Origin of the sequence: Erwinia wuhanensis (assembly GCF_030484085.1) — a bacterium.
Lineage (GTDB): Bacteria > Pseudomonadota > Gammaproteobacteria > Enterobacterales > Enterobacteriaceae > Erwinia > Erwinia aeris.
Genome location: NZ_JAUJUH010000010.1, coordinates 115,318 through 127,330, shown reverse-complemented (window position 1 = coordinate 127,330; position 12,013 = coordinate 115,318). Strand labels below are relative to the sequence as shown.

12 protein-coding genes are annotated in these 12,013 nt (G+C 53.1%); 7 read left to right on the top strand and 5 right to left on the bottom strand.

Annotation, left to right across the window (positions count from 1 at the left end):
* Nucleotides 1-211: 211 nt before the first annotated feature.
* Nucleotides 212-718 (bottom strand): molybdopterin-guanine dinucleotide biosynthesis protein MobB, encoded by a 507-nt coding sequence (mobB, locus tag QZH36_RS20495; RefSeq protein ID WP_301731001.1) that lies wholly within the window; start codon nucleotides 716-718, stop codon nucleotides 212-214.
* Entirely contained in the window at nucleotides 715-1,308 is a 594-nt protein-coding gene (gene mobA, locus QZH36_RS20490; protein ID WP_301730999.1) for a molybdenum cofactor guanylyltransferase MobA, read from the bottom strand. Before mobA ends, mobB begins: the two co-directional genes overlap by 4 nt.
* Nucleotides 1,309-1,383: 75 nt before the next feature.
* Here mobA and QZH36_RS20485 point away from each other — a divergent pair, with 75 nt between their 5' ends.
* The 5 genes from QZH36_RS20485 (at nucleotide 1,384) to spfP (ending at nucleotide 6,916) form a co-directional block, all read left to right on the top strand.
* Nucleotides 1,384-1,653 carry a YihD family protein gene (locus tag QZH36_RS20485; protein WP_125290661.1) on the top strand — a complete coding sequence of 90 codons (270 nt, stop codon included), beginning with the start codon at nucleotides 1,384-1,386 and terminating at the stop codon, nucleotides 1,651-1,653.
* 74 nt (nucleotides 1,654-1,727) lie between these two features.
* The gene (locus QZH36_RS20480; protein ID WP_253456917.1) at nucleotides 1,728-2,720 is read left to right on the top strand and encodes a serine/threonine protein kinase; all 993 of its coding nucleotides are present in this window, start codon (nucleotides 1,728-1,730) and stop codon (nucleotides 2,718-2,720) included.
* Between the two features lie 47 nt (nucleotides 2,721-2,767).
* On the top strand, nucleotides 2,768-3,397 hold the full coding sequence (gene dsbA / locus QZH36_RS20475; RefSeq protein WP_253456921.1) for a thiol:disulfide interchange protein DsbA: 630 nt from the start codon (nucleotides 2,768-2,770) through the stop codon (nucleotides 3,395-3,397).
* 405 nt (nucleotides 3,398-3,802) lie between these two features.
* Complete coding sequence (gene polA, locus QZH36_RS20470; protein WP_253456923.1) at nucleotides 3,803-6,592, top strand: DNA polymerase I; 2,790 nt, start codon at nucleotides 3,803-3,805, stop codon at nucleotides 6,590-6,592.
* A 276-nt stretch (nucleotides 6,593-6,868) separates the two neighbouring features.
* Nucleotides 6,869-6,916, top strand: coding sequence for a small protein SpfP (spfP, locus tag QZH36_RS21500; RefSeq protein WP_440135769.1), 48 nt, complete (start codon nucleotides 6,869-6,871; stop codon nucleotides 6,914-6,916).
* 62 nt (nucleotides 6,917-6,978) lie between these two features.
* Here spfP and yihA read toward each other — a convergent pair whose 3' ends face one another.
* Nucleotides 6,979-7,614, bottom strand: coding sequence for a ribosome biogenesis GTP-binding protein YihA/YsxC (yihA, locus tag QZH36_RS20465; RefSeq protein WP_253456926.1), 636 nt, complete (start codon nucleotides 7,612-7,614; stop codon nucleotides 6,979-6,981).
* 555 nt (nucleotides 7,615-8,169) lie between these two features.
* Between yihA and yihI the strand changes: the two genes are divergently transcribed.
* Nucleotides 8,170-8,691, top strand: coding sequence for a Der GTPase-activating protein YihI (yihI, locus tag QZH36_RS20460; RefSeq protein WP_253456928.1), 522 nt, complete (start codon nucleotides 8,170-8,172; stop codon nucleotides 8,689-8,691).
* Between the two features lie 238 nt (nucleotides 8,692-8,929).
* Nucleotides 8,930-10,300 carry an oxygen-independent coproporphyrinogen III oxidase gene (hemN, locus tag QZH36_RS20455; RefSeq protein WP_301731004.1) on the top strand — a complete coding sequence of 457 codons (1,371 nt, stop codon included), beginning with the start codon at nucleotides 8,930-8,932 and terminating at the stop codon, nucleotides 10,298-10,300.
* A 70-nt stretch (nucleotides 10,301-10,370) separates the two neighbouring features.
* On the opposite strand, the gene QZH36_RS20450 is transcribed toward hemN, so the two are convergent.
* Together QZH36_RS20450 and glnG are read right to left on the bottom strand one after the other, a co-directional pair.
* Nucleotides 10,371-10,487 carry a YshB family small membrane protein gene (locus QZH36_RS20450; protein ID WP_148101258.1) on the bottom strand — a complete coding sequence of 39 codons (117 nt, stop codon included), beginning with the start codon at nucleotides 10,485-10,487 and terminating at the stop codon, nucleotides 10,371-10,373.
* 109 nt (nucleotides 10,488-10,596) lie between these two features.
* Nucleotides 10,597-12,006 carry a nitrogen regulation protein NR(I) gene (gene glnG / locus QZH36_RS20445; RefSeq protein ID WP_253456931.1) on the bottom strand — a complete coding sequence of 470 codons (1,410 nt, stop codon included), beginning with the start codon at nucleotides 12,004-12,006 and terminating at the stop codon, nucleotides 10,597-10,599.
* Between the last annotated feature and the right edge of the window lie 7 nt (nucleotides 12,007-12,013).

Below are 12,013 nucleotides of genomic sequence, written 5' to 3'. Positions count from 1 at the left end.
TCAGAAGTGAAACGCCGTAGCGCCGATGGTAGTGTGGGGCCTCCCCATGCGAGAGTAGGGAACTGCCAGGCATCAAATTGCAACAGCCCCGACCTCACGGTCGGGGTTTTTTGCGTTTGTGGGCCGGGAAAAAGCGGCTCCGCAGCGGATAAAGCGCGCAGGGGCCCGGAATCTCCCTTTACGGCCCGGCTGCGGGCCAGTGATGCCCTACTTACTGCTGTTCTTCTAACCAGTTTAAAATAAAGTCTGTAACCATAATTGCATTATTAATATCCAGCAAGGGCACAGGCAAAGAGAAAGCAGAATCTGCGGCAACCGCAATAACGTGTTCATCAAACAGCTCGCTGAAACGCTGTTCGCTCCCTCCACGCCACAGCACTATTTTGGGCACCGGCTCATGTTTAAAACCTTCCACTAAAATAATATCTGTCAGAGAAGTGTTCATTCGGCTGGTGAGAAAGCGAAGATCCGGCTCATTATGCTCAGGCGTTTCGGTAATCAATGCCCAACGCTGCGGATTATAAACCATCACCTGATCGGCTCCTGCCTTACGTAATTCATAGCTATCCTTGCCGGGCGTATCGATATCCATATTATGATGGGTATGCTTGATCAGGCCTGTACGGATCCCTCGCTGTTTTAAAATGGCAATAACCTGCTTTAACAGCGTCGTTTTGCCTGTCCCGCTCCAGGCCGCGATGGCTAAAAGGGGGATCATCCGCGTTCTCCTGCAATAAGAGCTTCATAACGATTAATATTATTAAACGCGTCAGGACAATCGTTAAAATCCACGCTGTGTCCGCCTGCCTGCTGGAGAAAAATCATCACCTTCCGTTCTCCCTTTGTCAGAAAGCTTTTCAGCTGCTCAATTAAACTGACATGCATTAATGCCAGAGTGGGATGATCGCGTCCGTCAGATTTAGCCCAAACCACAGGTGCATCCCGTTTAGCCTGCCACAGGCGAGAAACTAAATCTTCTGGCAGTAAAGGGGTGTCACAAGAGACAAAAACCACCCATTCCGTCTCGATTTTTTCCAGCGCTGCCAGCATACCGGCTAACGGCCCCGGAAAATCCGGCAGCGTATCGGTTATAACCGACAGGCCGGTTTGCTGATAGACAGACAAATTACGGTTGGCGCTGATACACACACGGCTGACCTGAGGTCGTAGGCGACTCAGAACGTGCTGATAGAGCGGTTTTCCCTGATACAGCACCAGCCCTTTATCTTCGCCGCCCATGCGGCTGCCGCGCCCGCCTGCAAGAATGACGCCTGTAATCGAAACGGTATCTGAACCGCAAAAACGCATAAGCTGTAGACCCTCTTTTTTTGTGGGATTAACCCTGCTACCGTAGCGGAACCCGAATCTCACAGGAACCCTATTATGAAATGTCACCGTCTTAACGAGTTAATTTCACTGCTGCAGCCAGCCTGGCAACAGGAACCCGACCTGAATTTAGTGCAATTTTTGCAGAAAATGGCGGATGAGGCAGGATTTACTCAGCCCCTGGCCGACCTGAGCGATGACGTGCTGATTTATCATCTTAAACTACGCAATGCTGACAAAAGCGAAGCTATCCCGGGCCTGCAAAAAGATTATGAAGACGATTTCAAAACGGCGCTGCTTCGCGCGCGCGGCGTTATTAAAGATTAACTGCCGCTGTTCATCCGACGTACGGGCGATTAATGGTATCCTCAATGCATGACGATTATCGATGAGTACGCCGGATGACTGAACCCGCCTTTAACTTTCAAAACCTTAATCCTGATACGATCCTGGATGCGCTCTGGGAAACGGGCATCCGCGTTGAATCGGGGCTTACCGCGCTGAACAGCTACGAAAATCGGGTATATCAGTTTTCCGACGAGGACAAAAAGCGTTACGTGGTGAAATTCTATCGCCCTCAGCGCTGGTCTTCGCTGCAAATCGAAGAAGAACACCGGTTTACTGCCGAGCTGCTGGCTGATGAGGTCCCCGTAGCCGCGCCGCTTGCGCTGCAAGGGCAAACGCTGCATCAACATAACGGCTACTTATTTACCGTTTTCCCCAGCCTGGGAGGACGGCAATACGAAACGGATAACTACGACCATCTGGAATGGGTTGGCCGTTTTCTGGGACGTATTCACCAGACGGGACGTAAAAAAACCTTTGATGCTCGTCCGACCTTTGGTCTGGAAGAGTATATCCACGAACCGCGTCAGGTGCTTGAATCCAGCACGTTGATCCCGGCTAAGCTGAAACAGAATTTATTGGCAAGCGTCGATCTGCTCAGCGCAACTTTACAAAAGTGCTGGCATACTCAGTGGCAGCCGCTTCGTCTGCACGGCGATTGCCATCCCGGCAATATTCTGTGGCGCGATGGCCCGCTGTTTGTGGATCTGGACGACGCTCGTAATGGCCCTGCCGTACAGGATCTATGGATGCTGGTTAACGGCGATCTTCAGGAGCAGCGTATTCAGTGGGATATCCTGCTGGAAGCCTACGGTGAATTCTGCGAGTTCGACACACACGAATTGTCACTGATTGAGCCTTTACGCGCTATGAGGATGGTTTATTATCTGGCGTGGATTGTGCGCCGCTGGGAAGATCCGGCGTTTCCGGCCAGCTTTCCATGGATGACGGACGAAGATTTCTGGCGCAGACAGATCGCTATTTTCAATGAGCAGACCCGGCTGTTGCAGGAGCCACCGCTGCAGCTGATGCCTGCATTCCAGGGCTGATCGCCTTTTCCGGTCAGCCTCTTTTGCTGTTAGGAGAGAGTTTCCAGATGAAAAAGATTTTATTCGCGCTGATTGGTGTTTTTCTGGCGTTCAGCGCTTCTGCTGCCCAGTTTACCGATGGACAGCAGTACGTCACGATACAGAAACCTGTTACCGGCGAGCCTCAGGTTGTGGAGTTTTTCTCTTTCTTCTGCCCGCACTGCTATGAATTCGAACACGTCTGGCACGTTAGCGACGCGGTGAAAAAAGCCGTGCCTGCCGGCACTAAAGTGACTAAATATCACGTTGAATTCCTCGGCGGCGAAATGGGCAAAGTGGTGACTCAGGCATGGGCCGTTGCCATGGCGCTGGGTGTGGAAGATAAAGTCACTGCTCCGCTGTTTGAAGGCATCCAGAAAACCCAGACCATCACCGATCCGGCCAGCCTGAAAGCGGCCTTTGTGAAGGCAGCCGGCATCAAGCCGGAAGAATACGATGCGGCCTGGAACAGCTTTGTGGTGAAATCGCTGGTAGCCCAGCAGGAAAAAGCAGCGGTTGATGTCGATCTGCGCGGCGTGCCGGCGATGTTTGTTAACGGTAAATATATGGTTAACAACGGTGGCCTGGATACCAGCTCGATGGATAATTACACGCAGCAATACGCTAACGTCGTAAAATTCCTGTTAACCCAAAAGTAAGCCATATTTTGACGCAGCGAGGGTTTCAACCTCGCTGTGTCGGTTAAACCGCATCTTCATTTCCTCGTCAGATCAAAATTCTTCCGATCGCTTTTTCTTGCTAAAGATCCACCAGATCGTTTAGCCGCTAATTTATATCCACATTAATGCAAATTACCTTTGGGCAAGGATCCTTAGCGGTTAAATATTTAAGTTGTTGAAAATTAATGATTTAAATAATTGGTATAGCCCGGTACGCCAGCTGTATTAATATGTTATGAAATTTACGCACAAAGTTATCCACAGGAACCGTTTGCGAAACAGGCCGCAAAACAAAGGCGTGGCGCCCGGAGATATTTCATATTTCCGGTATAGCTGTGGCATCCTTACCCTATAGTGAAATTTAACCCGGAATGTGACAAACCTATGGCACAAATTGCAGAAAACCCGCTTATTCTGGTAGATGGCTCGTCCTACCTGTATCGCGCATATCATGCGTTTCCTCCGCTGACCAACAGCGCCGGCGACCCTACCGGCGCTATGTACGGCGTGCTGAATATGCTGCGCAGCCTGCTGCTGCAATATAAACCCAGCCATGTTGCGGTCGTTTTCGATGCCAAGGGCAAAACGTTTCGTGATGAACTTTTTGAGCACTACAAATCCCATCGGCCGCCTATGCCGGACGATCTGCGTGCGCAGATTGAGCCACTGCACAATATGGTCAGGGCGATGGGACTGCCGTTATTAGCGGTATCGGGCGTGGAAGCCGATGACGTTATCGGTACCCTGGCGCTGGAGGCGGGTAAAAAGGGCATACCCGTTTTAATCAGCACCGGCGATAAAGATATGGCGCAGCTGGTCACGCCAAATATCACCCTTATCAACACCATGAATAACGCTATTCTTGGCCCGGACGAGGTGGTGGAGAAATACGGCATTCCACCCTCGCTGATTATCGATTTTCTGGCGCTGATGGGCGACGCTTCGGACAATATTCCGGGCGTGCCGGGCGTAGGCGAGAAAACGGCGCAGGCGCTGTTACAGGGACTTGGCGGTATTAAAGATATCTATGAGAACCTGGATAAAGTCGCCGATCTCTCCTTCCGTGGTGCCAAAACCATGGCGGCTAAGCTGGAGCAAAACAAGGAGGTCGCTCTCCTTTCTTACCAGCTGGCCACCATCAAAACTGATGTGCCGCTCGATGCAGGCTGTGAAGAGCTGATCGTTAGCGAGCCTGCTGTCGAAGAACTGCTGACGCTGTTCCGTCGCTATGAATTCAAACGCTGGATCACCGATCTGGAAGAGGGTAAATGGCTACAGGGGAAAAAGGGCGGCGCTGCTGCACAGAAAACCCTGGCGGAACAGCCGGAAAGCCCGCAGCCTGAAGCGACCAGCATTCTGGCGACGGATGGCTACGTCACTATCCTTGACGAGGAGACCTTTGCCGACTGGTTGCAAAAGTTACAGGCAAGCGAGCTTTTCGCTTTTGACCTGGAAACCGATTCGCTGGATACGTTGAGCGCCAATATCGTCGGCATCGCTTTCGCTGTGGCGCCGGGTGAGGCCGCTTACCTGCCGGTTGCTCACGACTACCTCGACGCACCTTTGCAGCTCGATCGTAAAGAGGTGCTGGCGCGCCTGAAACCGCTGCTGGAAGATAAAAAACTGTTCAAAGTTGGTCAGAACCTGAAATACGATCGCGGCGTGCTGAACAACTATGGTATTGAACTGCACGGTATTAAATTCGATACCATGCTGGAATCCTACGCGCTAAACAGCGTGGTGGGCCGTCACGATATGGATACGCTGGCTTCACGCTGGCTGAACCATAAAACCGTGACCTTTGAGGAAATCGCCGGGAAAGGCAAAAAGCAGCTGACGTTTAATCAGATTGCCCTCGAGCAAGCGGCGCACTATGCGGCGGAAGATGCGGACGTAACGCTACAGCTGCACCTGAAAATGTGGCCGGAGCTGGAAAAAGAGCAGGGGCCAAAAGAGGTTTTCGAAAATATCGAAATGCCGCTGGTGACGGTGATCTCCCGTATTGAACGTAACGGCGTGCTGATTGACCAGGCTATCCTTGCCAAACATTCTCAGGAGCTGACCACGCGTCTGGCAGAGCTGGAGCAGAAAGCGCACGAGCTGGCGGGTGAGCCCTTTAATCTTTCCTCTACTAAACAGCTGCAAACTATTCTGTTTGAAAAACAGGGTATTAAGCCAACCAAGAAAACGCCCGGCGGCGCGCCGTCCACCAGCGAGGAAGTGCTGGCCGAACTGGCGCTGGACTATCCGCTGCCAAAAGTTATTCTGGAGCACCGTGGCCTTTCCAAGCTGAAATCAACCTACACCGACAAACTGCCGGTAATGATTAATCCGCTGACCGGCCGCGTGCACACTTCTTATCATCAGGCGGTGACGGCCACGGGACGCCTTTCTTCTACCGATCCTAATCTGCAGAACATTCCGGTACGCAATGAGGAAGGACGTCGTATCCGCCAGGCCTTTATCGCTTCTGAGGGCCATCAGATCCTGGCGGCGGACTACTCGCAAATCGAGCTGCGTATTATGGCGCACCTTTCTCAGGACAAAGGGTTACTGAGCGCCTTCTCGGCAGGAGAAGACATTCACCGTGCCACGGCGGCGGAAGTGTTTGGCATGGCGCTGGATAAGGTGACGGGCGAGCAGCGTCGCAGCGCAAAGGCTATCAACTTTGGCCTGATTTACGGCATGAGCGCTTTTGGTTTGTCGCGTCAGCTTAATATCGGCGCGGGCGAAGCCAGAAAATACATGGATCTCTATTTTGAACGCTATCCTGGCGTGCTGGAATATATGGAAAGCACGCGCCAGCAGGCGGCGGAAAAAGGCTATGTCTCTACGCTGGATGGTCGTCGTCTTTATCTGCCGGACATTAAAGCCAGCAACGCGATGCGTCGCAAAGCGGCCGAGCGGGCAGCAATCAACGCGCCAATGCAGGGCACGGCTGCCGATATCATCAAAAAGGCTATGATTGCCGTCGACGGCTGGCTGACGCCGCAGGCTAATCCTGATGTGAAGATGATCATGCAGGTTCACGATGAACTGGTATTTGAGGTGAAAACGTCGGAAATCGAAGCGGCAACGGTGAAAATCCGCGAGCTGATGGAAAACAGTATGCAGCTGGACGTGCCGCTGCGTGTCGATGTGGGCGTAGGGCATAACTGGGACGAAGCGCATTAAGCTGAGGCCGGGCTAAGGCCCGGCTTTATCAATGTGATGCCGGAAAGCGCTTTAGCCTGTCAATTAATGAGCGCTTATAAGCGATAACACCGCGCATAACGTCAGCGTTAACCTGTTATCGCTCAAACATTTTTTTTGCGCCTTCGCTACCTGAAAACTATTTTTCTGTGAAGTGTATTCGATAAAAAAGGGAATTTTGTGAAACGGGGCGGTAAAAAATCCTTTTGAGGCCTGAAAAAATCATGTAGAGTTGAAGATGTAGGGTACAGAGGTAAGATGTTCTATCTTTCAAACCGTTTACTTCACGTAACCGGATTTGGCTGAATATTAGCCGCCCCAGTCGTTATGACTGGGGCGTTTTTTATTGGGCGTCGTTCAGCCGGATATCAGGCTTCTGGTAACGTTTCTTCCGTCGCTGGTGGAATTTCACTGAACCAGCTGTCCAGTTTCAGGCGCAATTTATCGACGCCCAATTTCTTAAGCGAAGAGAAAGCTTCAACCTGTACATCGCCGACGAACCCTTTAGCGGCTTCGCGTACCAGATTTAACTGCGCTTTACGCGCGCCGGAAGCCAGCTTGTCCGCCTTGGTCAGCAGCACCAGCACCTGAATGCCGCTCTGTACCGCCCATTCAATCATCTGCCGATCCAGATCCTTCAGCGGATGACGGATATCCATCAGCACAACCAGCCCTTTCAGACACTGACGCATCTGAAGATATTCTGCCAGCGAACGCTGCCATTTTAACTTCATCTCTTCCGGCACTTCGGCATAGCCATAGCCAGGCAAATCCACCAGGCGATAGCCTTCGGTGACCTGAAACAGGTTAATCAGCTGGGTGCGGCCGGGCGTCTTACTGGTACGGGCCAGGCTCTTCTGATTAGTTAGCGTATTCAACGCGCTGGATTTGCCGGCATTAGAGCGTCCTGCAAACGCCACTTCAATACCGATATCGGCTGGAAGGTGGCGGATGTCGGGCGCGCTGGTGACAAAGTGGGTAAGGTTATAATTCCAGCCAGACAAGTTAGAAACTCCAGATAATAAGAACAATTGCGCAGAGTATACCCTGTATGGATTAAAAGCGCCCAGTCGCACGCGGCGCGGCGGTGGCTTTGTAAGAGATTGGCTATACTTTTTGCCAGAACTTTACCTTTTCTTTCCAGCTTTTAAAAATTAAGTTATTTAAAATCAATATCTTATTATTTTAAGGCCAAACATTAATAAATTTTTTCGTAACTTACCTTGTGAGTTTCTCCATATAGTCTACATTTGTTGTCAGAGCCAGGACGGCTCACTTCAGGATGAAGCGCTCAGGGGGATGCCAGGAAGGTACTGAGCAGGGAAGGAAAGTGTCGGGGAACGGCTCATCTGAAGGGAAAGGACTGCGTCCACGGAGGACGGCATGGCAAGGGAAAACCGGGAAGTTGGATGCCAAAAAGGATGCTGACTTAGTCAGTCCTTCTGCGGAAGGTGCGAAAAAAGGCGACAGGGTGACCTGGCGCCTTTTTTCTTTGTCTGCTTTCTGCTAGATTCCGCCGCAATTCTATACTGAAGATAAACAGTCTGAGAGCAGAAACCATGAAGCAACCTGTACGCGATTCGCAGAAAAAACCGGCGGCAAAAGCGAAGCGTAAAACGCGCGATGAAATCAACACGGAAGCGCGCGATCGTAAACGCGATAAGAAACATCGCGGCCACGCCTCCGGCAGTCGCGCTAACCCCGTAGCGGCGACAAAGAAAAACGGCGAAAGCGCTAAAGAGAAAGATCCACGTATTGGCAGTAAAACGCCGGTAGCGCTGGGCGCTGCTGCCGCGCAGCCCGCGAAAAAAGCTAAACCGGTGAAAAAAGCCGAAGAGAAGAAACCCCGTCTGACGCCGGAAGAAGAGCTGGCGAAGCTCGAAAACGACGAACGGCTGGATGCACTGCTGGATCGGCTGGAAAATGGCGACACCCTGAAGGCAGAAGAGCAGGCGTGGCTTGACCAGACGCTGGATCGCATCGACACGCTGATGGAACAGCTGGGGATCGCGCTGGATGACGAAGTCGAAGATGAAGAAGCTGAAGAGGATATGTATCGCCTGCTTAAAGGCGGTAATTAATCCCGGCGATGCTTTTCGGACTTACTTAAAGGACGGCGCCAACGGGCGCCGTTTCTGCATAAGGTATCTCTGCCAATGATTTGGCCTGGATCAATTTACCTGCTGATTCTGTTCTGCTGCCTGCTCTGGATGTTGGGTAAACTACGGCGTCTGTCCCGGCTGAAAGCCCGGCTACGCAGACCGACCGTCCTGCCGACAGCGCCTCCGCGACGGTCAACACGCCAATGCAGGAGAGAATATCGTGACGCAGACAATTGAGTGGGATCCCGTCCTGCTGCAAAAATATAATATCTCGGGTCCCCGTTACACTTCTTATCCTACCGCGCTGGAGTTCAGCGAGGCTTACCGCGAAGCCGATTTTATCCGTGCCAGCCAGCGTACTCCCCATCGCCCGCTGTCGCTTTATATTCATATTCCTTTCTGCCATCGCCTTTGTTACTTCTGCGGCTGTAATAAAGTCGTTACCCGTCATCAGCATAAAGCTGACGACTATCTGGAAGCTTTAGCCGTAGAAATCGCCAGTCGCGCCGCGCTTTTCCGCAACCGAACCGTGACACAGATGCACTGGGGCGGCGGCACGCCTACTTTTCTCAGTAAAGCGCAGATTTCCACACTGATGGCGCTGCTGCGTCAGCACTTTGCCTTCAGCGACGAGGCGGAGCTTTCCATTGAAATCGATCCGCGAGAAATTGAAGCGGACGTGATCGATCATCTCTTTGCCGCAGGTTTTACCCGGCTAAGCATGGGCGTGCAGGATTTCAATAAAGAGGTGCAGGAAAAGGTTAACCGCGTACAGGACGAGCAGACTATCGTCGCGCTTATCGAGCGGGCAAAGCGGGTGGGCTTCAGCTCTGTTAATCTCGATTTGATTTATGGCTTACCGAAGCAGACGCCGGAAAGCTTTGCCTTTACCCTGCAAAAGGTCATTGCGCTGAACCCCGACAGGCTTAGCGTCTTCAATTATGCGCATATGCCCGCGCACTTTGCCGCGCAGCGGAAAATTAAAGAGGCCGATCTGCCCGATCCCCAACAGAAACTGACCATCCTGCAACAGTCCATTGCCGCGCTGATGGCCTCCGGCTACCAGTTTATCGGTATGGACCACTTTGCCAGACCGGAGGACGAGCTGGCCGTTGCCCAGCGGGAAGGCAAGCTGCATCGCAACTTCCAGGGGTATACCACGCAGGGAGACAACGATCTGCTGGGCCTGGGCGTCTCCGCCATCAGTATGATCGGCGGCGGCTATGCGCAAAACCAGAAAGGGCTAAAAGAGTGGTATGACGCCGTGGCTAAGCAGGGTACGGCGCTCTGGCGCGGCGTAGAGCTGTCGGGCGACGATATCCTGCGCCGCGAGGTGATTAAAACGCTGATGTGTAATTTCTCGCTGGATTTCGCCGCTTTTACCTCGCACGGCGTCACCTTTACCGACTATTTTGCGGAGGATCTGGCGCTGCTTGAGCCGCTGATTGCAGACGGGCTGGTGGAGCGCAGCGAGAAAGGCCTTCAGGTCACTTCTAAGGGGCGCCTGCTGGTCAGGAATATCTGCATGTGCTTTGACCGCTATCTACGCCAGCAAACGCGCCTACAGCAGTTCTCGCGGGTGATCTGAAAAGAGGCGAGCATAAAAAAGCCGGAAACAAAAACGTTCCCGGCTTTTTAGTGCTGAAATTTTTGGCGCCTCAGCCTGGAAATTTCAGCATCGCTGCGCACAGCACGGCGGCCATAGCCGTTTGCGGCAGATGCGCGGCACCCGTCTGCGCGTAGTGCGTCACCACATGAATTAACGATTCCAGCATTATCTTCCTCCCCGATAACGGTTCAGAATGATACTGACTGATACCGATGTGTAAAGTCGCAAAAGCATAAAAAATGCGCGAATCGACGTTTTTTTATGCTTCTTCTGCTTTACTCCATACCCAGCTCTTTCAGCTTGCGGGTCAGCGTGTTTCGCCCCCATCCCAACAGTCGCGCCGCTTCCTGCTTGTGGCCTTGTGTATGACGCAGCGCGGTAGTCAGCAGCGTGCGCTCCATCTCTGGCTGTGCTTCCGATAACAAGTTTTGATGACCGGAACGCAGCGCGCGATCGGCCCACTGCGCCAGCAGCGTCGCCCAGCTGTCGGGCAGTGACTGCACGGGATTGTCCGGCGTGGCGGTTTCAAACAGCTCCGGCGGCAAATCCTGGATCAGCACTTCCTGGCCGGCGGCCATCACCGTCAGCCAGCGGCAGGTATTTTCCAGCTGGCGCACGTTGCCTGACCAGTGCAGGCGGGTCAGCGCCGTTTCGGTTTCGGGATGCAGAATTTTTGCCTCGACGCCCAGCTCGCGTGCCGCGACCTGAAGGAAATAGCGCGCCAGACGAGGGATATCCTCACGACGCTCCCGCAGCGGCGGCAGATGCACGCGGATAACGTTCAGGCGGTGAAACAGATCCTCGCGGAATTTACCTTCCTGTACCCGCAGCTCCAGGTTCTGGTGCGTGGCGGCGATGATCCTGACGTCGACTTTGACCGGCGCATAGCCGCCGACGCGATAAAACTGGCCGTCGGCCAGCACGCGCAATAAGCGAGTCTGCACGTCCAGCGGCATATCGCCAATTTCATCCAGAAACAGCGTGCCGCCGTCGGCCTGTTCGAAACGTCCCTGACGGATTTGATTAGCGCCCGTAAATGCGCCTTTCTCATGGCCGAAAAGCTCCGACTCAATCAGATCTTTCGGGATAGCCGCCATGTTCAGCGCGATAAAAGGCGCCTTCGCGCGCGGGCTGTGGCGATGCAGCGCGTGCGCCACCAGCTCTTTGCCCGTGCCCGACTCGCCGTTGATCAATACGCTGATTGAAGAACGCGAGAGGCGGCCGATAATACGAAACACGTCCTGCATCGCCGGCGCTTCGCCGATGATATCGGTAGTCGGGCCGCTGACCGGCTGGTTGCGCGGCTGCTGCTGCTCCTGATAGTGGCTGATCGCGCGTTCCACTAACGCCACGGCTTCATCGATATCAAAGGGTTTTGGCAGGTAATCGAATGCGCCTTGCTGATAGGCGCTGACGGCCGCATCCAGATCGGAGTGTGCGGTCATAATAATTACCGGCAGCATCGGATGACGTTGCTTAATTTGTTTCAGTAACGCCAGTCCGTCCATGCCGGGCATACGAATATCGGAAAGCAAAACGTCCGGAGTTTTGGTGGCAAGCGCGTCCAGCACCTCGCTCGCGCTGTCAAACGTGGCGCAGTTTAAACCGGCTCCAGTAAGCGCGCGTTCAAGCACCCAGCGGATGGAGCTATCGTCATCGACGATCCAGACTATCCCTCGTTGCATAGAAACC